This is a genomic window from Streptomyces parvus (genome assembly GCF_032121415.1).
Taxonomy (GTDB): Bacteria; Actinomycetota; Actinomycetes; order Streptomycetales; family Streptomycetaceae; genus Streptomyces; species Streptomyces globisporus_A.
Genome location: NZ_CP135079.1, coordinates 343057 through 363052, shown reverse-complemented (window position 1 = coordinate 363052; position 19996 = coordinate 343057). Strand labels below are relative to the sequence as shown.

Genomic DNA, 19996 nt, shown 5'->3' with positions numbered 1-19996 from the left:
AAGGGGAGCCCGATAAGAGGGTTGTTTTCCGCGATGTGAGTGAACCTCGATCCCCAATGCGAGCGAACTTGGCAAAAAAGGGCGCACTGACGTCTACTGATCGTGTAAAGGCCAAGTTCACGGGGGGTTACCGGCAGATCGCCGGGAGGTGGCGGGGCCGGCGGGGGCACGCTCCGGCGGGCCGGGGATTAGGTTGTCGGGGAAATGCCTGCGGGCAGCCGGACTCGCGATGGGGGCGATCATGACCATGCAAAAAGGGGCCAACGTTCCGGTGCCTTCCGGCACCGTGCGCGTCGAATTGGGATGGCGTGCCGCACCCGGCGTCCCGGACGTCGACGCCTCCGCGCTGCTGCTGGTGGCGGGAAAGGTCCGCGACGACGCCGACTTCGTCTTCTACAACCAGCCGGCCCACGCCTCCGGGGCGGTCCGGCACGAGGGCAAGCAGGCCGCTCCCGACCGGGTCACCGATACCCTCCTCGTCGACTTCGGGAAGGTCGAGCCGGGAATCGGGCGCATCGTCGTCGCGGCATCGGCCGACGGCGGGAGCTTCGGCCGGGTGGACGGGCTCTGCGTACGGATCACCGACGCGGCGAGCGGCGCGGAGCTGGCCCGCTTCGACAGCTCGGACGCCACGGTCGAGACCGCGTTCATCCTCGGCGAGCTGTACCTCCGTCAGGGCGCCTGGAGGTTCCGCGCGGTGGGACAGGGCTACAGCACCGGTCTCGAAGGACTGGCGACGGACTTCGGCATCTCCGTGGACGAACCGCAGCAGGCCCCGCCCGCCCCGCAGGCTTCCATGCCGCCCGCCCCGGCCCCGGCTCCCGTGCCTTCCCCGGCCCCGGCCGCCCCGCAGTGCCCCGCTCCGCCCGCTCCCGCGGCCCCGCCCGTCACGCGGCCCGTACGGCTGACCAAGATCACGCTGACGAAGAGCGCTCCGTCCGTCTCGCTCGCCAAGCAGGGCGGTACCTCCGGTGCGCTGCGCATCAACCTCAACTGGGAGGTGCGCAAACAGTTCAAAGGGTGGGGAGCGAAACTCGGACGGGCCGTCGCCATGCACGCCGACCTCGATCTTGATCTCTGCGCGCTCTACGAACTCACCGACGGACGCAAGGGAGTTGTACAGGCTCTCGGAAACGCGTTCGGTTCTCTGAATCAGCCGCCCTTTATCCATCTCGACGGCGACGACCGCACCGGTGCGCTCTCCACCGGAGAGAACATGACCATCAACCTCGATCACAAGAACCTGCTGCGGCGCGTACTGATCTTCGTCACCGTCTATGAGGGCGCCCGGAGTTTCGCCGACCTCCATGCCACGGTCACCCTCCAGCCGCAGAACGGCGCAGCCGTCGACTTCTCCCTCGACGAGTGCACCGTGCCCTCGACTGTCTGCGCCCTCGCCCTCCTCACCAACGACGGCGGCGACCTCACCGTGCAGCGCGAGGTCCGCTACCTCGTCCCGGACCGGGGCGTCAGCCCCCAGCGCACCATCGACGCCGCCTACGGCTGGGGCATGAACTGGACGCCCGGCCGCAAGTGACGACCCGCGCCCGCCCGAACCGGCCGCCGCCTCGCGGCGGAGTCGTCACCGGTCGGGTGCGGCCTCCGGGCGCGCGTAGGTCCGGCCCTTCCACGCCGCGCCCCGCCCCCGGTAGTGCTGCACGGCCGAGTCGACCGTCATCAGCAGGTACAGCACCGCCGTCAGCGGCAGCAGCGGGCCCAGCCACAGCGACTGCCGGTAGTACGCCAGCATCGGCAGATACGTCGCCGTCATCACCGCCCAGGCCGCACCGCCCGCCCAGGCCGCCGCCGCGTCACCCGTCGCCACCCCCGCCAGCAGCGTCGCGGGCGGCGCCGCATAGACGAGGAGCAGCCCCGGCACCGTCCCCGCCAGCAGCAGCGGGCTGTGCCGCAACTGCGCGTACGCACTGCGCGCGACCATCCGCCACAGATCCGCGAGACACGGATACGGCCGCACGCTGTCCACCCGCTCCGCGAGCCCCAGCCAGATCCGGCCGCCGCTGCGCCGCACCTCCCGCGCCAGCGACACATCGTCGATCACCGCCTGCCGGATCGACTCCGGGATCCGCGCCCGCTCGGCGGCCTCCGTACGCAGCAGGACGCAGCCGCCCGCCGCCGCGGCCGTCCGCGACCGGGCGCTGTTGACCCGGCGGAACGGGTAGAGCTGCCCGAAGAAGTAGACGAACGCGGGCACCACCAGGCGCTCCCAGACGCTCTCCACCCGCAGCCGCGCCATCTGCGACACCAGGTCGAAGCCGTCGGGGCCGGCCGCGGCCACCAGATCGCGCAGGCTGTCCGGCTCGTGCGCGATGTCCGCGTCGGTCAGCAGCAGGAAGTCCGGCTTGTCCCGCCGGGCCACCGCGATCCCGTGCCGCAGGGCCCACAGCTTGCCCGTCCAGCCCCGCTCGGGCTCCCCGGGCGTCACCACTGTCAGCGGGAGACCGCCGTACCGGGCGGCCAGGTCCCGGGCCAGCTGCCCGGTGCCGTCGCTGCTGCAGTCGTCGACGAGGATGATCCGGGCGGCCCCAGGATAGTCCTGGACCAGCAGCGACGGCAGGCTCAACGGGAGCATCGCCGCCTCGTCGCGGGCCGGCACGACCACCGCGACCGACGGCCAGCGCGCCGGGTCGGTGCGCCGGGGGAGCCGCTGGTCCGTCCGCCAGTAGAAGCCCTGCCCCAGCAGCAGCCACACCCACGCGATCAGCGAACCCACGGCGGTCCAGGCAACGGCGCTCATCCGCCGAAGTCTGCCCCACCGAGCCCGGTTCGCAAGGCCTGTCGGCTAGGGTGACCGGGTGAAGATCGCGCTCATGGACTCCGGAATCGGCCTGCTGGCGGCAGCGGCCGCCGTGCGCCGCCTGCGGCCCGACGCCGAGCTGGTGCTCTCCTCCGACCCCGGCTCGATGCCTTGGGGACCCCGCACCCCCGAGGACCTGACCGCCCTCGCCCTGGACGTCGCCCGTGCCGCGGCCGCCCAGCACCCCGACGCGCTGATCATCGCCTGCAACACGGCCTCCGTCCACGCCCTGCCGACGATCCGCGCCGAGCTGGAGCCCGCCCTGCCGGTCATCGGCACGGTCCCCGCGATCAAGCCCGCGGCCGCGGGCGGCGGCTCCGTCGCCATCTGGGCCACCCCGGCCACCACCGGCAGCCCCTACCAGCGCGGACTGATCGCGGAGTTCGGCGGCTCCGCCGAAGTCACCGAAGTCCCGTGCCCCGGACTCGCCGACGCCGTGGAGCACGGCGACGAGGCAGCGATCGACCGGGCCGTCGCCGCGGCCGCCGCCCTCACCCCGTCCGACGTACGGGCCGTCGTCCTCGGCTGCACCCACTACGAGCTGGTCGCGACCCGGATCCGCGACGCCGTGCAGCGGCCCGGCCGCCCGCCGCTCGCCCTGCACGCCTCCGCCGGAGCGGTCGCCGCCCAGGCGCTGCGCCGGATCGGCGCGGAACCCGCCCCGACGTACGCACCCTCCGGCGCGCTCACCGTGCTGCGGGCAGGCCGGGTCGCCGCGCTCCCGGACGCCGCCCTGACCTACGCGGAAGGCCGGATCCTGGCCGCCGGGGCACCCGTCCGCTGACCGTACGGCCGGTGGCGATGCCCGGGCCTGATCCGCCCTAGCCCGATCGGCCCCCGCAGCCACGGCCGGGAGCCCGGAACGCGGTTACGCTGCTGAACATGACCGACCACCCCGAGAGTGCGAGGCACGGGTCGAGGCAGGCGCCGCCCACGGAGTGGAACGGCCGCGCCACCAACCGGCTCCAGTGGCTGCTGGCCCTCGCGGGGGCGGGATGCGTGGCGCTCGGCATCGAGCTCGCCGTCGACGGAGCCTGGACCTCGGGCATCGCCCCGCTGCTCATGTCCGTGATCGGCTGCCTCGCCGCCGGACTGCTGATCCTCTTCGGCACGCTCGCCTTCGTCCATGTGGCCGTCAAGGTCGACGGGGACAGCCTGGAGGTCCGCTGCGGCCACGCCGGCCTGCCGCGCCGCCGCATCCTGCTCAGCCATGTCACGGGCGCGGAGTTCGTCCCCCGGATCAATCCGCGCGAGTGGGGCGGCTGGGGCTACCGCTGGCGCCCCGAACAGGGCACCGCCGTGGTGGTCCGCAAGGGCGAGGGAATGGCTCTGCGTCTCGGTGACGGCCGGACCTTCACCGTCACGGTCGACGACGCCGAGACGGCCGTACGGTTCATCCGGCAACGCCTGCACCTGCCGTCCCCCGGGAAACCGCCCGGCGACTGACCCTGCCGCCCCGGCGGCGAGCACCCCGTCCGGTGGCCGGGCAGCCCCGCCGGTGACCCGGCCCCGCGCAGGTCAACGCCGCCGCTCACAGCCGCCCACCGTAGACTCCGGCGGGTGAGCGCCACCATGACCCCCGTCGACGATTCGCCGCCCCCGGCGGCACCCCGGGCCGCCGGGCTGCCGCGGCGGCTCCTCCGCCCGGCCGCCGCCGTGCTGTCCGGGCTCCTGCTCTACGCCAGCTTCCCGCCCCGGACCGTGTGGTGGCTCGTGCTGCCCGGGTTCGCGCTGCTCGGCTGGGTGCTGCGCGGGCGCCGGCTGCGGGCCGCGTTCGGCCTCGGCCTCCTGTCGGGCCTCGGCTTCATGCTGCCGCTGCTGCACTGGACCGGCGAGGACGTCGGCCCGGTGCCGTGGCTGGCGCTGGCCGCCGCCGAGGGACTCTTCATCGCCGTGGGGTGCCTGGGTGTCGCCGCGGTGACCCGCCTCGCGTACTGGCCCGTGTGGGCCGCCGCGGTCTGGACGCTGGACGAGGCGGTCCGCGCCCGGATCCCGTTCGGCGGCTTCCCCTGGGGCAAGATCGCCTTCGGCCAGTCCGAGAGCGCCTTCCTCCCGCTCGCCGCGCTCGGCGGCACCCCGCTGCTCTCCTTCGCCGTCGTCCTGTGCGGGTTCGGCCTCTACGAGGCGGTGCGCCAGGCCATGGCGTACCGATCCACCGGGAAGGTCCCCCGCGCAGCCGTCGCCGGGGCCGCCGCGAGCGTCCTCGTACCCATCGCGGGCGCCCTCGCGGCACTGCCCCTGGTCGACGACTCGGCGGAGAACGGCACAGCCACCGTTGCCGCGATCCAGGGCAACGTGCCGCGCCTCGGACTCGACTTCAACGCACAGCGCCGCGCCGTGCTCGACAACCACGCCCGGCGCACCGCCGAGCTGGCCGAGGAGGTGAAGGCGGGCAGGGAGAAGCAGCCGGACTTCGTGCTGTGGCCGGAGAACTCCTCCGACCTCGACCCCTACCTCAACGCGGACGCCCGCCAGGTCATCGACGACGCGGTCAAGGCGATCGGCGCTCCCACCGTCGTCGGCTCGGTGGTCGAGAAGGGGTCCGACAGCCTCCGCAACACGCTGATCGAGTGGGATCCCGACCGGGGCCCCGTCGACACCTACGACAAGCGGCACATCCAGCCGTTCGGCGAGTACATGCCGATGCGCACGGTGGCCCGCTTCTTCAGCGAGGACGTGGACCGGGTACAGCGCGAGTTCGTCCCCGGCACCGTGGTGGGCGTCTTCGACCTCGCGGGGACGAAGGTGGGGCTCGTGACCTGTTACGAGGCCGCGTTCGACGACGCCGTACGCGACACGGTCACCCACGGCGGGCAGATGATCGCCGTGCCGAGCAACAACGCGACCTTCGGCCGCAGCGAGATGACCTACCAGCAGCTGGCCATGTCCCAGGTGCGGGCCGTCGAGCACGGCCGGGCCGTCGTCGTCCCGGTCACCAGCGGGGTCAGCGCGGTGATCCGGCCCGACGGCACGATCGTGGAGAAGAGCGGGATGTTCACCCCCGACGCCCTCGTCGACGAGGTCCCGCTGCGCTCCTCGCTCACCCCCGCCACCCGGATGGGCCCGCTGCCCGAGGGCGTCATCGCGCTGCTGGCCCTGGCGGGCCTGGGCTGGGCCGGCGTCTCGGCGCTCCGGGCCCGCAAGGTGCGGGGCACCGGGAAGTAGCACCACGACCGGCCACGTAGGCTCGGGTCCATGGCTACCCCCGACTTCATCCGTGACATCCGAGCCACCGCCGGGCACCAGCTGCTCCTGCTGCCCGGCGTGACGGCCATCGTGCTCGACGACGAGGGCCGCGTGCTGCTGGGCCGGCGCGCGGACACGGGGAAGTGGTCGGTCATCGGGGGTATCTCCGAGCCCGGGGAGGAGCCGGCGGCGACGGCGGAGCGCGAGGTGCTGGAGGAGACGGGCGTGCACTGCGTGGCCGAACGGGTCGTGCTGACCCAGGCGCTGGAGCCTGTGCAGTACGCCAACGGCGACCGATGCCAGTACCTGGACATCACCTTCCGCTGCCGGGCGACCGGCGGCGAGGCGCGGGTCAACGACGACGAGTCGCTGGAGGTGGGCTGGTTCCCCCTCGACGGGCTTCCGCCGCTCGGCGAGTTCGCCCTGTTCCGGATCAAGCAGGCCCTCACCGAGGGCCCCGCCTGGTTCCAGCCCACCCCGCGCACGACCTGCACCCCTCCTTCACGGTGAAGGCCGCCGTCACCTCTACTCCACGGTGAAGGTCCCTGTCGCCCCGGTGAACGGCGTGATCTTCCCGAGCAGGTTCTTCGCGTCCCCGTGGTGGACGATCCGGTAGGTGCCGGGTGCGGTGTCCGGCGCGATCTTCCAGCTGATCGTGGCCTTCGAGGTGCCGGTCAGACCGTTGAGCCGGGTCCAGCGGTAGGTGGTCTCCCAGTCGCCGTCGTCCAGCACCCGCTTCCAAGCGCCCTTCTCCAGCCGCTGGACCTCCAGGAAGGTGGAGCCCCGGCGGACGTTGTTCTTCGGGTGGCCGGTGGCGAACTCGACGGTGGCGGTGGAGCCGCGCGCGTACGAGCTCTCCGGGGCCTTGAGGACGCCGCCGAACACCGTGCCCGAGGGCGGGTTGTCGTACACGACCCCCGTCTGGAAGGTGAACTGCCGCCCCGACTCGTCCGCCGGCATCGTGCCCCGCTCCAGGGCCGTCCCCGCGCGCAGGGACTGGGCGATGCGGGCGTACTCCTGCTGGTAGGCGGGCAGGGTGTAGCGGCCGTACAGCGTGGAGCCGCCCTCGTAGTTCTGGGTGTCGTACTCCTCCGGCGTCGTGACGTACTGGCTGTAGGCGTTGGCGTACCCCTGGAGCAGGACGCGGTCCAGCGGCACGCCCAGCTGCTCGGCCACCGTGCGGCGTACGCGGAGGCCGGAGGCGATCGTGAACTCGCCCGGGGCGGCCACCAGATGCAGTTCGCCGATCTTCATGATCTGCAGGGGGAGCCGTTTCGGGGTGACCGGGTGGACGTTGCTCAGCAGGCCCGTGGGGACCAGGCTCGCCTTGGGGTACTGGCAGGTGGCGAGCCAGGACGGGGTGTCGACGCGCAGCGCTTCGAGGATGGGGGCGATCGGGGTGCGCATGCCCTCCTCGAAGAGGGGGATGGCCGGGCCGTCCTCGACGCTGCCCGCGAGCGTGGACGCGCCCACGACGGCGGGGCAGGTGCGGTGCTCCTCGCCGTCCGGGGTGTACTCCGGCCGTACGGTCACGTTCTCCATGTCGACGTACGCGAGCCGGGCGTCGACTCCTCCGGCGACGGGCCGCGCGTCGTCGTAGATCTCGCGGGCCTTGTCGAGCTGGCGCTCGCCGATGAGGCGCGCGTTCTCGAACTCGTCCTCGGTGGGCCCGGAGCCGGGCTTCAGATTGAGGTTGGGGGACATGTCGCCGGCGTTGGTGTTGGGGAAGGCCGCGACGAACCCCGGGGTGTCGTCGAGGTAGCGGACACCCTCGTGGTCGTGCTCCCAGGCGTAGGAGGCGTAGCCCTTGTTGTCGGGGCTGATGAGCGTGTTCTTGTTGGTGATCGAGGTGTTGTGGGTGGCGAACCAGCTGATCGCGCCCGCGTCCTTGTCGCCCTGCTTGAAGCGCAGCACCGTCATCGCCGGGTCGATGCCGTCGGGGAAGGCGGCCCGGTCGGCGGCCGGATTGCGGTCGAACGCCTCCCGCGAACGGTTGACGCTGGCGTTGGTCAGGGTCCCGGTGCCCAGGCTCATCGTGCCGGGCTTGAGGTCCTCGTGCGCCTCGGCCACGGACTCGGTGATGCCGTCGACGATCGCCCGGTAGGTCTCCTTCTGGAAGCCGAGGACGGAGAGGTTGTAGGCGACGTTGTGGGAGTACCCGCCGGGCCCCGAGTGGGTGTGGGTGGCCGAGAGCAGGACGTTCTCCTCGCCGTACAGGCTGCCGTAACGCTCCTTCAACCGGGCCATGACGCCCTGCCGGACGGACTGGAAGATCATCGCCAGGTCGGCGTTGACGTACACCACGCGCTTGCCGCTCGCCCGGTCGACGACGACAAAGGCGCGCGACCGCTGCCGCTGGTGGATGCCCGAGGTCTTCTGGTCGAAGCTGGAGTAGCCCATCATCCCCGTCTCGGCCGCCTCGCCCGTGACATCGGCGATGCCGCGCCCGACGAGATGGCCCGTCTCCTCGGCGGTGTCCGACGCGGACGCGGGGGAGGGGGCGCCGAGCGTGACCGCTCCGAGGGCGGCGGCGAGCAGTGCGACGGGGAGCCCGCGCCGGGAGCGGCGGACGGTGGGGGGTGGCATGGGACCTCCTGGGGCGGGAGACGGGATGCCGGGGCCCGGTCGGCGGCTCACCGACGTGGGGGGCCGGGGCAGTGCCCCGACCGTAGAGCAGTGTGACCTGCGTCGCATAGATGTCTACCGGCCAGTAAAGGAACGCGGTCCGTGGGGAACAGCCGTGCGACGGTGCGATAGTGGGGGCGCATCAGCACAGGGCCGACCGGAGGAACTGCCGTGCACTACGAACTCGCCGACCGGCTGGTCATCGGGATCGCGTCCAGCGCTCTGTTCGACCTGACCGAGTCGGACGCCGTCTTCCGGGAGCAGGGCGAGGAGAGCTACCGCGCCTACCAGGAGAAGCATGTGGGCGACCCGCTCCGCCCGGGGGCCGCGTTCCCCTTCATCCGCCGGCTGCTGTCGCTGAACGACCTCGGCGGGGTGAACGACCCCCTGGTCGAGGTCATCGTCCTGTCGCGCAACGACCCCGACACCGGGCTGCGGGTCATGCGCTCCATCGAAAGTCACCAACTGCCCATCAGCCGGGCCATCTTCATGCAGGGCCGCTCGCCCCACCGGTTCATGCCCGCCCTGAACATGTCCCTGTTCCTGTCGGCACACGAGGGGGACGTCCGGGAGGCGGTCGCCGCCGGGCTCCCCGCAGGCCACGTCCTCGGCGCCCCCTACGAGGACGACGCGGACGACCACGACCTGCGGATCTCCTTCGACTTCGACGGGGTCCTCGCCACGGACGCCTCGGAGCAGGTGTTCCAGGAGGGCGGGATCGAGAAGTTCCGCGCCCACGAGGTCGCCAACGCCGCCGTCCCGCACGACGCCGGGCCGCTGCGGGACTTCCTGGCGAACGTGAACCGGATCCAGCAGCGGGAGGAGCAGGAGCGCCGGAAGGACCCCGACTACCGGATCCGCCTGCACGTCTCCATCGTCACGGCCCGCAACGCGCCCGCGCACGAGCGGGCGGTGCAGAGCCTCAAGGGGTGGGGCGTGACCGTCAACGACGCGTTCTTCCTCGGCGGCATCGACAAGGGCCGGATCATGGGCATCCTGAAGCCGCACATCTTCTTCGACGACCAGCAGGGCCACCTGGTGAGCACCTCGCGCACCACCCCGAGCGTGCACGTACCGTTCGGGAAGCTGAACGAGCCGGCGGCCACCGCGGTCCCGGACGCCTGAGCGCGCGTACCCGGATCGCAGGCGCCTCACGGGGGTACGCGCGTCCCGTCAGTGCGGCGGCCCTCGCCACAGGTCCCGCACCCGCAGCCACACATCGCGCGCCTGGCGGCCCGCCGCGGTCCGGCTCCGTGCCACCAGTTCGCGAGCCTGCTCGGGCGTCTCCACCATCGGGCCGGAACCGCGCAGCGGCCGTCCCGCCGTCTCGTGCAGGAAGAAGGTGGCCACCAGACCGATCACCCCGGCCACCATCAGGTAGTACGCGGGCACCATCTCGTTGCCCGTGGCCTCCACCAGACCCGAGGCGAACAGCGGGGTCGTACCGCCGAAGAGCGAAACGGAGATGTTGAAGGCGATCGACAGCGCCCCGTACCGCAGCCGCGTCGGGAACAGGGCGGGCAGCGTCGAGGCCGCCGTTCCCGCGAAGCAGACCAGCAGCAGCCCGAGCACCGCGCACCCGAGGGCGGGCAGCAGGATGCCGCCCTGCCGGATCAGCAGGAAGGCGGGCGCGGACAGCGCGATCAGGGCCACGCTGCCCGCCATGAAGACGGGTCTGCGGCCCCACCGGTCCGAGGTCCGGCCCACGGTGGTGATGAGCAGCACCACCAGCAGCATCGTGCCGAGCACCAGCAGCTGCGAGGTGGTCTCCGGCTCGCCCAGAGTGGAGGACATGTACGTGGGCAGATAGGACGTCACCATGTAGTTCGTGACGTTGTACAGCAGCACCAGACCCATGCAGACGAGCACGGCCTCCCAGTGCTTCGTGAAGATCTCCTTGAGCCGCCCCTTGCCCGACTGCCGGGCCTCCTCGACCGGATCGTCCCCGGAGCCGGAGCGTGACTCGGTGGCCTGATAGGCCTCCTCCTTCTGGAAGGCGGGCGTCTCCTCCAGCTTCAGCCGCATGTACAGCCCGATGATGCCCATCGGGCCCGCGACGAAGAACGGGATGCGCCAGCCCCAGTCCGTCATCCCGTCCGTGCCGAGAACGGCGGTGAGCACGGTGACCAGACCCGAGCCCAGCGAATAGCCGACGAACGTGCCGAAGTCGAGCCAGCTGCCCAGGAACCCGCGCCGCTTGTCGGGGGCGTACTCCGCGATGTATGTCGTGGCGCCCGCGTACTCGCCGCCGGTGGAGAAGCCCTGCACCAGGCGGCAGACCAGGAGCAGGAGCGGGGCGGCGAAGCCGACGGCCGCGTACGTGGGCAGGAACCCGACGGCGAAGGTGCTCGCCGCCATCATGATCATCGTGAGCGCGAGGACCTTCTGCCGCCCCACCCGGTCGCCCAGCGGTCCGAAGACCAGCCCGCCCAGCGGGCGTACCAGGAAGGCCGCCGCGAAGGTCGCGAACGTCGACACCACCTGGGCGCCCGGCGAGCTGGAGGGGAAGAAGACCTTGCCGAGCGTCCCGGCCAGATAGGCGTAGACCCCGAAGTCGAACCACTCCATGGTGTTGCCGAGGGCCGCCGCCGTCACGGCGCGCCGGACCTTCGGCGGATCGGTGACGGTGACGTCGTCCTCGCGGAACGACTTCTTCCGCCGCCGGATGAGGGTGCGGACCATACGCTCCACGGCCGCGTTGTCACGTTCGCGCCGAGGAGTACGCCCCCGGCGTGCAGGTCCCGCCATCGGTCCGCCCTCTCCGCCCGCGAGGACGACCGCCGCCGTGGGCACGGGGCGTCCCGGAGCTCAGCGCCTCCGATTCTGGCCCCGCCGCGGCGGGGCGGCCTCCCGGACGGTGCGCATGGGTGAGGGGTACGGCACCGACCACACGGTCTACGGACCACGGGTGGGCCCGACTGCCGTGATGCCGCTCCCGCTCGCCCCCCGACCCGGCTCGACGGGCGGAGGACGGCGTGAGAGATTGCGTCCCTGCGGAACCGGGGGGTTCCGTGCACGGGGGAGGGTGGATCATGGATCTGTTCGACGGGGAGCTGGGCGGGCGGGACGGCCACGGGCTGGAGGCGGGAGGCGGCTGGTCCTGGTGCGGTGTGATCACCATCGGGTTCTTCATCCTGCTCGCCGTCCTGATCAGCTGGATCTTCGGGCTGGTCGGCCGGATCCTCTGAGCCTCCGTCTGCGCGCATGTTCGCCCCCCCGCCGCCGCGTGGTGCCCGGGCGCGAGGTACGGTCGCCGGCAGGGGGCCGGTCGGGGTTCGTCCGGCCAACCGCCAGGTACGGCAAGCGGGTAGAGGAGAGCCATGAGCGTCGACGACGAATTCCGCCGCAGGATCCGGTCCGACATTCCCCACTCGGCGCGCGTCTGGAACGCGTGGCTGGGCGGCAAGGACCACTACCCGGTGGACCGGGAGCTGGCCGATGCGGTGAGCGGGGCCTACCCGCAGATGGTCGACATCGCCCGTGCCTCCCGCGCCTTCCAGATCCGCGCCATCCGCTATCTCGCCTCGGTGGGGGTACGCCAGTTCCTGGACGTCGGCACCGGGCTGCCGGTGGCGAACAGCACCCATGAGGTGGCGCAGAGCATCGCGCCGGAGTCCCGGATCGTCTACGTCGACAACGACCCGATCGTCCTCGCCCACGCGGAGGCGCTCCTGACCAGCGCGCCCGAGGGACGCACGGCCTATGTGGACGCCGACCTCTCCGCGACGGACACGGTGGTGGACGAGGCGGCGAAGACCCTCGACCTGTCCGAGCCCGTCGCCGTGCTCCTGCTCTCGACCCTCGGGCACCTCGTTCCGGCCGAGGGCATCGAGGTCGTCCAGCGGTATCTGGCCCGGATGCCGTCGGGAAGCCATCTGGTGCTCTGCGACACGGTGAAGACCCCGCAGACGCTGGCGGCGCAGGAGGCGTACGCGTCGGGTGACAACCCGCCCTACCTCGTCCGGGAACCGGAGGAGATCACCGGCTGCGCCGAGGGCCTGGAGCTGGTGGAGCCGGGCTTCGTCCCGATCGACCGCTGGCGGCCCGAGGAGGACGACGCGGTGCCGGTCGACCAGTGGGGCCTCGTCGCCCGCAAGCCGTAGCCGGTAGGGGCAGTCGTACGGGCGGGCCCGGGCGAGTGCGCCCGGGCCCGCCTCTGTGCCGTCAGTCGCCGCGTCGGCGGGCAGCCGTGTCCTCGCGCAGCCGACCGGTGTGCCGCGTCAGTGCGTCCACGCGGTCCGCCAACTCCCCGTGCCCCGGGGTGAGATGGCAGTGGAGTGCGGTGAGCGGGGTGACCAGGGCGGCGGCGTCGTCGGCGCCGAGCGCCTTGCGGAGCCGGGCGAGTGAGGGGTCCGCCGCGGCGGGAAGATCGGTCAGCGCGGTGATCTGCCCCGCGAGCGACCGCAGATCCGCCGCGTTCTGCCGGGCCCATGTGGTGATCGACCGGTCTCCTGCCCGGCGGTCCCGGGTCGCCCGGACCCGCTGCTCCCCGGTGCTGCCCTCGGAGCCGGGGCGCAGGCGCAGATAGCGCCGTTCGGCGGCCTGGCGGCTCGCGACGCCCAGCGGGTCGGCGAGGTCGGCCCAGCTCGCTCCGGCCGCGCGGGCCGTCTCGATCAGACCGGTCTCCCAGCCCGCGAGCTGCTCCCGCACCTCGCGCAACAGCTGGAGCGATGCCAGGGCCTGGGCCCGCTCCGTGACGGGCGGCGGGGAGGCGGCGTTCCCGGCGCTGCCGTGTGCGTCGCGGACGGCTTCGTCGATGGTCTGCAGGGCCCCCCACGCCGCAAGGAAGGAGACGGCGTCCGGGGCGGGGCGGTGGGGCGGCTCGGGCTGGGTGGTGGGAGTCACGGGGGTCTCCTCGCTGTGCTCGACGATGCGGTCATCCTTTCGGTGACACGGTCAGTTGTCATCGAATGGATGACATGCTACAACGGTGTCAGGTGAAAAGCGCGGGCTGTCCGCCTGATCGACTGGAGGTGTTTCCGTCATGCTGATGCGTACCGACCCCTTCCGTGAACTCGACCGGATCACCGAGCAACTCCTGCGCCCCGGCACCTGGTCGCGCCCCTCGGCGATGCCGATGGACGCGTATCGGGAGGGCGACGAGTACGTGGTGGCCTTCGATCTTCCCGGCGTCTCGCCGGACGCGATCGACATCGACGTCGAGCGGAACATGCTGACCGTCAAGGCCGAACGACGGCCGGCGGTGAACGCCGACGACGTGCAGATGGAGCTCTCCGAGCGTCCGCTGGGCGTCTTCTCCCGCCAGATCGTCCTCGCGGACACGCTCGACACCGAGCGCATCGACGCCGACTACGACGCGGGTGTGCTGACCCTGCGCATCCCGATCGCCGAACGCGCCAAGCCTCGCAAGATCGCCATCGGCGGGGAGTCCCGGCGCAAGCAGATCAAGGGCTGACCCGGGTCGGCCCGCGACAGCGGCGGGGGCCGGGACGGACCTCCCCTTCTTCACCCCGGGCCCGGCCCCCGCCCGCACCCCCCTGGGAGGCGGCTGCGGTGACCCTGCGATGGGAAGCGTTCCTGGACCGCGTCCAGGAACGCGGAGAGTACGAGACGCACGGGGAGGCCGAACGCGCCGCGCGCGTCGTCCTGGCTCTCCTCGGCGCCCACCTGGTGGGCGGGGAACGGGCCGAACTGGCCGCCCGGCTCCCGGAGACCATGGCCCTGATCCTGCTCAACCCGCTCCAGGCCGTCGAGCCTCTCTCCCCGGAACGGTTCGTGCGTGCCACCGCGGCCTGGATCGAGGGAGCCGGCGAACAGACGGCCCGGTGGGACGTGGGAGCCGTCCTCAGCGTCGCTGCCGAGGCGGCGGGCGAGGAACTCACCCGGCGCATCCTGCTTCAACTGCCGCCCGGGTATGACTTGCTCTTCGGCGGGCATCCGAAGAGCACCTGACCTGATCCACCGCTGTCCGCCCCCGCGCCTGCTCGACGACGAGCCGCGGGGGTGGACAGCGCATCGACACGAGCAGTACGGACGAGAAGGGCTGCCGCCACGATGATCCACGAGCTTCGGAACGCCGACGCACCGATGGACACGACCTTTGGCCTGCTGTTGGAGAAAATTCGGTACGAGGGCGCCTACCCCACGCGCGAACGCGCCGAGGAGAGCCTGTGTGCCGTGCTCGGCGCGCTCGGCCGCCAGATCACCGGCGACGAACGCGTCGCGCTCGCCACCGCCCTGCCCGAGGAGGCCGCCCGGGTGTTCACCGCGGAAGTCCCGGCCGTGAAGCAGCTGGCCGGGGCCGCCTTCGTCGCCGAACTCGCCGAGCGCACCGGAGGCACGCCGGCGACCGCCCGGTGGGACGCCGGGGTGGTCCTCAGCCAGATCGCCGCCCTGGTGGGGGACGATCTCGTCGCCGAGGTCGTCAGCTGCCTGCCGCCCGGCTACGCGCTCCTCTTCGGCCGCGCGGAACTCCTCGCCCAGGCGGCCTGACCGGGCACGGCTTCGCGGGACCCGGATCCCGGGTCCCGCGAAGCCGTGCCGCGAAGCTCTCCAGGTTCAGCGGTCCTCAGCCGGGCCCAGCACCCACAGCCGGTGATCCCGGCCGATGTCCTCGGGACGGCGGATCTGCTCGCTCCGGCCGCAGCATGCCGGGCCCGCCCGCTCCGGTTCGGGGCGGGCGGGCCCGGGGCCGTACGGGGACTACTTGAGGCCGCTGTTGATGGCCGTCACGAGTTCGCCGTTGGCCGTGTCACCGTTGAACTCCCAGAAGAACGCGCCGCCCAGGCCCTGGCTCTTGGCCCACGCCATCTTGGTGCCGACGGTCGCCGGGGTGTCGTAGCTCCACCAGTCGTTTCCGCAGTGGGCATACGCCGTGCCCCCGACCGTGCCGGTGGCCGGGCACGTCGTCTTGAGGACCTTGTAGTACTGGTTGCCGGGCTCGACTCCGGCGGCCGGGCCCGTGGCGGTACCGCCCGGAGCCGACTGAGTGACCCCCGTCCAGCCGCGGCCGTAGAAGCCGATTCCCAGGAGCAGCTTGGAAGCCGGGACGCCCTTGGCCTTCAGCTTGGCGATGGCGTCGGCCGAGTTGAAGCCCTGCGCCGGGATGCCGGGGTACGAGGTCAGCGGGGAGTGCGGGGCCGTCGGGCCCTGCGCTGCCCAGGAACCGAAGTAGTCGTACGTCATCACGTCGTACCAGTTGATGTACTGGGCGGCGCCTCCGTAGTCGGCGGCGTCGAGCTTGCCCCCGGTGGAGCCGTCCGCGGTGATGGCGGCGGTGAGCAGGTTGTTCGGGCCGAACTTGGCCCGCATGGCCTGCATCATGTTCTTGAACGCGGCCGGGCCGCTGGTGTCACAGGTCAGACCACAGGCGTTGGGGTACTCCCAGTCCAGGTCGATGCCGTCGAAGACATCGGCCCAGCGGGGGTCCTCGACCAGGTCGTAGCAGGACTGGGCGAAGGCGGCGGGGTTCTGCACGGCCTGGCCGAAGCCGCCGGACCAGGTCCAGCCGCCGAACGACCAGAGGACCTTGATGTGCGGGTACTGCGCCTTCAGCTTGCGCAGCTGGTTGAAGTGGCCCCGCAGCGGCTGGTCCCACGCGTCGGCTTTGCCGTCGACCGACTGGGCGGCGGTGTAGGACTTCTCGTAGTCCTCGTACGCGTCACCGATGGTGCACTTGCCGTTCTGCACGTTGCCGAAGGCGTAGTTGATGTGCGTGATCTTCGCTGCCGAGCCGGAGGTCACGAGGTTCTTCACCGTGTAGGAGCCCCAGTTGGTGAAGTAGCCCAGGTTGATCTTTCCGTCACCGCCGGGGTTCTCGCCGCCGCCACCGCCACCGGTGGTACGGACCGTCGTGGCGGCCGAGGCCGGGCCGGTCTGGTCGGCGGTGTCGCGGGCCACCACGGAGTAGCTGTAGTCCGTGCCCGCGGTCAGGCCGGTGTTGGTGTACGTGGTGCCGGTGACGGTTGCGACCGTGGCACCGTCGCGCTTGACGTCGTAGTTCTTGATGCCCTTGTCGTCCGTGGCGGCCGACCAGGACAGCTTCACCGAGGAGTTGGTGATGTCGCTCGCGGTGGGTTTGCCCGGAGCGGAGGGGGCGTTGTCGCCGGGGTTGGTGGAGCCGCCGTCGCACGGGTTGCCGTTGAGCTTGCAGCCGGAGGGCGCGCCGGAGCCGGAGCCGTTGAAGCCGAAGGAGACGGACGCGCCGGGGGCCAGGGTGCCGTTCCAGCCGAGGTTCTTGGCGGTCCAGTGATTCGCGGAGTTGGTGACGGTGGCGTCCCAGGCGGAGGTGACCTTCGTGTTCGCCGGGAAGTCCCACTCGACGGTCCAGGTGGAGAGCGTGGTGGTGCCGGTGTTCTTCACCGTCCACTTGCCCTCGAAGCCGCTGCCCCAGTCGGATGCCTTGGTGTATACGGCGGTGGCCGAGGCCGCTGCCTCCGCCGGGCTCGCGAGGCCCACCATGGCGGCCAGCGGTACGAGCAGCGCCGTGGCTCCCGCGATGGCCTTGGACCGCTTGCTGGGGGAGGCGCTCTGCGGGGATCTGGTACGGCGCCATCGTGTTTCTGTACTCAAGGCTGCTCCATGAGTGGCTCCAGGGGGCAGGGGAATCCCTGGCCCGTCCAACCCTGCGTGGCCACAAGCACGTAGCTCTCTTCGGCAGCCTCGCAGCGTTGCCGTGACCCTAAGAAGGACTAGACCAATCGTCAAGAGGTGTGGACCAAGGAAAAGTTGGGACTCCGCCAAGTACCCACGTGAGGGACCGAACGGTCCGTGCATCACCTCGAGAAGGTGGCGGCGGGCGGATTCCAGCGGCGGGCGCGGGTTGACTCGGAGGTGAGGCCGTATGCGTCCTTGAGCTGTTCGGGGATGGCGTAGTGCATGACGCGTCCGCGGGTGAGTGAGGACAGTTCGAGGAGGGTGGTGAGACGGCCGAGGCGGTCCAGGGCTCTGGCCCCCAGGGGGGAGCGGTCTTCGATCGTCTCCAGGACACCGAGGAGATGAGGCACGGCCTTGACGGCGGTGTCCCACGAGGAGCGGGGCACTCGGAGCCAGTCGGCGCAGGTATCGCCGGTCAGGTGCCGAATGAGTGCGGAGACCACTGGGTCGAAGAGGGTCCCGGGTACGACCTCCTCGTAGAGGTCGATGAGCTGCCGGGTGAGTAGCGCGCCCTCCTCGGAGGGCCCCATGTGCCGGATCATGTACAGGTCCAGGAAGGCGCGGGCGTCGTCCAGGGTAAGGGGTACGGCTTGCTGGCTGACGCCCAGCATCGCGCCGACCACGCGCCAGGCGTAGTAGTAGGCCTCCGCGCCCTCGGTGGACATGTGGATGCCGAGGCGGTGCAGGCTGTCGAGGACGAGCAGGGAGAAGAACATCTGCCCGCCGATCATGTCTTCCTGACAGATCGGCGTTCCCAGCGCGCTGGTGTCCCAGCGGTTCTCGCGCTGGAGGTGATGGCGGATGGAGGCGTGCAGGAGACGGACCTTCTGGGCGGCGGGGATGAAGCGGCCACCGGCCTCGAAGGCGTCGGGTTGCATCAGGTAGACGGTGAACTGGCCGGTCTCCGCCATCCGTTTGGAGGGATACTTCAGTCCGTGGGTGGCCGAGAGCAGCCTCGCCACGTGCGGGACCACGTAGCAGGCCGGCATGGAGGCGAACGACAGAGCTGTGGAGATATGCACGTTGTTGTCGATGAAGAACAGCCGGGCCTTCTCCATCACCTCCCAGTCGACCCAGTCCGGCGGGGCGCTCGTGGTCTGAAGGTACTCCCGGGCGACATCGGGCAGCCCGTCCGGAAGGGGGGCGCCCGCGGTCGACACGTAGCGCATCAAGGTGTTGAACTTGCCCACCTCTCCGCGTTCGAAGAGCGCCGCGACGGTGGCGTCGGCCAGTTCGTCACCGCCCTGCCGCAGGACGTTCATCGAGGCCTCGGTGTACTTCATGGCGTAGTTTCCTTGTCGTTGAGGCGGCGAGCAGGGTCAGGAAAGGCGGACGGCGGCCGATCTAGCCAGCGCGCTCAGTGCGTCGGCCGCGCCCGCCGGAACGTCGAGGCCCCCGAGGGCGCCGAGAGCTTCCTCAACCCGGGCCGCGATCATGTCTTCGATGAGAGCGGGAGTTCCCAACCGGCACATCACCTCGCGTACGGCTTGGAGCCCGGCCTCGTCCAGGCCGCGTCGGCCCAGGAGGGTCCGGAGTCGGGTCCGGTCGCCGTCACCGGCGATGCGCCAGGTCTCCGCCAGCAACGCTGTGGGCCGTTGCCCGCGCACGTCGTCCGCGTTGGCCTTGCCTGTGCGCTCGGGGTCTCCGAACAGCCCGAGCAGGTCGTCCCTGAGCTGGAACGCCTCGCCCAGAGGCAGGCCGTAGGCGGAGTAGCCCTCGCGCAGCCGCCCGCCGGCCCCGGCCAGCGCGCCACCGATCAACAGAGGCTGCTCGACGGTGTACTTGGCGGTCTTGTACCGGATCACCTGCAGTGACGCTTCGGTGTCCGGCTCACCCCCGGTACGCAGGATCTCCAGGCACTCGCCCGCGATCAGCTCCCGGCCCAGAACCGACCACAGCGGACGGGCCCGGCCCAGATAGGCGGCGGGCAGACCGCTGGTGGAGAACAACTGCCCGGCCATCCCCATCAGCAGGTCCCCGACCAGCATCGCCAGCGACCTGGCGGCCGCCGCGGAACGGGGACGCCCACGCACGGCTCCGCGCAGAGCGACGTGAACGGTGGGACGGCCGTGCCGCAGAGCACTGTCATCAATAAGGTCGTCATGGACGACCGCGGCGGCATGGATCAGCTCCAGGGACGCGGCCGCCCGCAGCAGCGCGAAGCTGTCCGGCTGGCCCACTGCCCGCCATCCCCAGTAGCAGAACGCGGCCCGCAACCGCTTGCCGTCCTGGACGGCGGCCTCCACCTGGGCGGCCACCGGAGCGAGTGAGGGATCGATCTCCGCGAACAGGTCCACTTCCCGGGCGACGAACTGACGCAGTACCTCGTCGACCCTGGACTTGAATGCTGCCGCGTCCCACCGGTCAGACATCTTCGGCGGCCCGCCGCGCTACGGCCTGCCGGGCCAGGATCTCCAGATGGGCAGGGGGCGGGGCTGCGTACCGGTCGAGCACCAGGCGCCCGCGCGCCATCAGCTCATGCTCGGCCTCCGCCGCCAGCTCGGCGGCGTCCGAACGGCGCAGCAGCCCTCGGACCGCGCCCAGGGCCGAACCGATCGTGCTCAGCGCCAGGTCAGCTGCCCCTGCCACGACCAGCACCGCACGCTCGTCGAAAGTCTCGCTCTGTCCCGATGTGCTCGTCATACCGCTCCCCGCCCCCATGCTCACGACGGCGCAGGCCGCGCCTCCTGTCCACAGGATCGCTACGCACCGGGCACCCGATATGCCAAACCCACGATCGAGTGAGCGAGGCGC

Annotated in this window: 19 protein-coding genes; 11 read left to right on the top strand and 8 right to left on the bottom strand. The window is 71.4% G+C overall.

What is annotated here, in order from left to right; all coding sequences use genetic code 11:
• The first annotated feature begins 229 nt into the window (after nt 1-229).
• Nucleotides 230-1537 (top strand): TerD family protein, encoded by a 1308-nt coding sequence (locus RNL97_RS02550; protein WP_313750307.1) that lies wholly within the window; start codon nt 230-232, stop codon nt 1535-1537.
• A 45-nt stretch (nt 1538-1582) separates the two neighbouring features.
• On the opposite strand, the gene RNL97_RS02545 is transcribed toward RNL97_RS02550, so the two are convergent.
• Nucleotides 1583-2755: a glycosyltransferase gene (locus RNL97_RS02545; protein ID WP_313750306.1), complete on the bottom strand. Its 1173-nt coding sequence runs from the start codon at nt 2753-2755 to the stop codon at nt 1583-1585.
• Nucleotides 2756-2813: 58 nt separating this feature from the next.
• Between RNL97_RS02545 and RNL97_RS02540 the strand changes: the two genes are divergently transcribed.
• The 4 genes from RNL97_RS02540 to RNL97_RS02525 all read left to right on the top strand — a co-directional run bounded on the left by RNL97_RS02540 (nt 2814) and on the right by RNL97_RS02525 (nt 6511).
• Complete coding sequence (locus RNL97_RS02540) at nt 2814-3599, top strand: glutamate racemase (RefSeq protein WP_030587258.1); 786 nt, start codon at nt 2814-2816, stop codon at nt 3597-3599.
• Nucleotides 3600-3697: 98 nt separating this feature from the next.
• Nucleotides 3698-4261, top strand: coding sequence for a hypothetical protein (locus RNL97_RS02535; protein ID WP_030587255.1), 564 nt, complete (start codon nt 3698-3700; stop codon nt 4259-4261).
• 126 nt (nt 4262-4387) lie between these two features.
• Nucleotides 4388-5980 carry an apolipoprotein N-acyltransferase gene (gene lnt / locus RNL97_RS02530; RefSeq protein ID WP_313751601.1) on the top strand — a complete coding sequence of 531 codons (1593 nt, stop codon included), beginning with the start codon at nt 4388-4390 and terminating at the stop codon, nt 5978-5980.
• Nucleotides 5981-6010: 30 nt separating this feature from the next.
• A complete protein-coding gene (locus RNL97_RS02525; protein ID WP_030587248.1) occupies nt 6011-6511 on the top strand; it encodes an NUDIX hydrolase in 501 nt (166 codons plus the stop codon).
• A gap of 15 nt (nt 6512-6526) precedes the next feature.
• Here RNL97_RS02525 and RNL97_RS02520 read toward each other — a convergent pair whose 3' ends face one another.
• The gene (locus tag RNL97_RS02520; protein ID WP_243313145.1) at nt 6527-8587 is read right to left on the bottom strand and encodes a neutral/alkaline ceramidase; all 2061 of its coding nucleotides are present in this window, start codon (nt 8585-8587) and stop codon (nt 6527-6529) included.
• A gap of 210 nt (nt 8588-8797) precedes the next feature.
• Between RNL97_RS02520 and RNL97_RS02515 the strand changes: the two genes are divergently transcribed.
• On the top strand, nt 8798-9751 hold the full coding sequence (locus RNL97_RS02515; protein WP_030587242.1) for a 5'-nucleotidase: 954 nt from the start codon (nt 8798-8800) through the stop codon (nt 9749-9751).
• Between the two features lie 48 nt (nt 9752-9799).
• Here the strand turns inward: RNL97_RS02515 and proP are convergent, their stop codons facing one another.
• Entirely contained in the window at nt 9800-11308 is a 1509-nt protein-coding gene (gene proP, locus RNL97_RS02510; protein ID WP_243316271.1) for a glycine betaine/L-proline transporter ProP, read from the bottom strand.
• A 350-nt stretch (nt 11309-11658) separates the two neighbouring features.
• On the opposite strand from proP, the gene RNL97_RS02505 reads away from it, so the two are divergent.
• Nucleotides 11659-11814, top strand: a complete 156-nt coding sequence (locus RNL97_RS02505) for a hypothetical protein (protein WP_199814225.1) — start codon at nt 11659-11661, stop codon at nt 11812-11814.
• A gap of 132 nt (nt 11815-11946) precedes the next feature.
• Nucleotides 11947-12729, top strand: a complete 783-nt coding sequence (locus RNL97_RS02500; RefSeq protein WP_030587236.1) for an SAM-dependent methyltransferase — start codon at nt 11947-11949, stop codon at nt 12727-12729.
• Between the two features lie 61 nt (nt 12730-12790).
• Here the strand turns inward: RNL97_RS02500 and RNL97_RS02495 are convergent, their stop codons facing one another.
• The gene (locus RNL97_RS02495; protein ID WP_030587234.1) at nt 12791-13471 is read right to left on the bottom strand and encodes a hypothetical protein; all 681 of its coding nucleotides are present in this window, start codon (nt 13469-13471) and stop codon (nt 12791-12793) included.
• Between the two features lie 139 nt (nt 13472-13610).
• Here RNL97_RS02495 and RNL97_RS02490 point away from each other — a divergent pair, with 139 nt between their 5' ends.
• The 3 genes from RNL97_RS02490 (at nt 13611) to RNL97_RS02480 (ending at nt 15079) form a co-directional block, all read left to right on the top strand.
• Complete coding sequence (locus RNL97_RS02490; protein ID WP_030587232.1) at nt 13611-14042, top strand: Hsp20/alpha crystallin family protein; 432 nt, start codon at nt 13611-13613, stop codon at nt 14040-14042.
• Nucleotides 14043-14140: 98 nt separating this feature from the next.
• Nucleotides 14141-14539: a DUF2267 domain-containing protein gene (locus tag RNL97_RS02485; RefSeq protein WP_030587230.1), complete on the top strand. Its 399-nt coding sequence runs from the start codon at nt 14141-14143 to the stop codon at nt 14537-14539.
• Between the two features lie 102 nt (nt 14540-14641).
• Nucleotides 14642-15079, top strand: a complete 438-nt coding sequence (locus tag RNL97_RS02480) for a DUF2267 domain-containing protein (RefSeq protein ID WP_030587228.1) — start codon at nt 14642-14644, stop codon at nt 15077-15079.
• A gap of 210 nt (nt 15080-15289) precedes the next feature.
• Here the strand turns inward: RNL97_RS02480 and RNL97_RS02475 are convergent, their stop codons facing one another.
• The 4 genes from RNL97_RS02475 to RNL97_RS02460 all read right to left on the bottom strand — a co-directional run bounded on the left by RNL97_RS02475 (nt 15290) and on the right by RNL97_RS02460 (nt 19885).
• On the bottom strand, nt 15290-17158 hold the full coding sequence (locus tag RNL97_RS02475) for a glycoside hydrolase family 18 chitinase (protein WP_243313138.1): 1869 nt from the start codon (nt 17156-17158) through the stop codon (nt 15290-15292).
• A gap of 203 nt (nt 17159-17361) precedes the next feature.
• Nucleotides 17362-18525, bottom strand: coding sequence for an oxygenase MpaB family protein (locus RNL97_RS02470; RefSeq protein WP_243313136.1), 1164 nt, complete (start codon nt 18523-18525; stop codon nt 17362-17364).
• A gap of 36 nt (nt 18526-18561) precedes the next feature.
• Nucleotides 18562-19614 (bottom strand): polyprenyl synthetase family protein, encoded by a 1053-nt coding sequence (locus RNL97_RS02465; RefSeq protein WP_243313133.1) that lies wholly within the window; start codon nt 19612-19614, stop codon nt 18562-18564.
• A complete protein-coding gene (locus RNL97_RS02460; protein ID WP_030587221.1) occupies nt 19607-19885 on the bottom strand; it encodes a hypothetical protein in 279 nt (92 codons plus the stop codon). The genes RNL97_RS02465 and RNL97_RS02460 overlap by 8 nt, the downstream gene beginning before the upstream one ends.
• Between the last annotated feature and the right edge of the window lie 111 nt (nt 19886-19996).

Bases quoted from the DNA above. Each gene is read 5' to 3' on its own strand.
- RNL97_RS02460 (WP_030587221.1), bottom strand. From the start codon at position 19,885: ATGACGAGCACATCGGGACAGAGCGAGACTTTCGACGAGCGTGCGGTG.
- lnt (WP_313751601.1), top strand. From the start codon at position 4,388: ATGACCCCCGTCGACGATTCGCCGCCCCCGGCGGCACCCCGGGCCGCC.
- RNL97_RS02470 (WP_243313136.1), bottom strand. From the start codon at position 18,525: ATGAAGTACACCGAGGCCTCGATGAACGTCCTGCGGCAGGGCGGTGAC.
- RNL97_RS02490 (WP_030587232.1), top strand. From the start codon at position 13,611: ATGCTGATGCGTACCGACCCCTTCCGTGAACTCGACCGGATCACCGAG.
- RNL97_RS02505 (WP_199814225.1), top strand. From the start codon at position 11,659: ATGGATCTGTTCGACGGGGAGCTGGGCGGGCGGGACGGCCACGGGCTG.
- RNL97_RS02550 (WP_313750307.1), top strand. From the start codon at position 230: ATGGGGGCGATCATGACCATGCAAAAAGGGGCCAACGTTCCGGTGCCT.
- RNL97_RS02465 (WP_243313133.1), bottom strand. From the start codon at position 19,614: ATGTCTGACCGGTGGGACGCGGCAGCATTCAAGTCCAGGGTCGACGAG.
- RNL97_RS02520 (WP_243313145.1), bottom strand. From the start codon at position 8,587: ATGCCACCCCCCACCGTCCGCCGCTCCCGGCGCGGGCTCCCCGTCGCA.
- proP (WP_243316271.1), bottom strand. From the start codon at position 11,308: ATGGTCCGCACCCTCATCCGGCGGCGGAAGAAGTCGTTCCGCGAGGAC.
- RNL97_RS02500 (WP_030587236.1), top strand. From the start codon at position 11,947: ATGAGCGTCGACGACGAATTCCGCCGCAGGATCCGGTCCGACATTCCC.
- RNL97_RS02545 (WP_313750306.1), bottom strand. From the start codon at position 2,755: ATGAGCGCCGTTGCCTGGACCGCCGTGGGTTCGCTGATCGCGTGGGTG.
- RNL97_RS02525 (WP_030587248.1), top strand. From the start codon at position 6,011: ATGGCTACCCCCGACTTCATCCGTGACATCCGAGCCACCGCCGGGCAC.
- RNL97_RS02480 (WP_030587228.1), top strand. From the start codon at position 14,642: ATGATCCACGAGCTTCGGAACGCCGACGCACCGATGGACACGACCTTT.
- RNL97_RS02535 (WP_030587255.1), top strand. From the start codon at position 3,698: ATGACCGACCACCCCGAGAGTGCGAGGCACGGGTCGAGGCAGGCGCCG.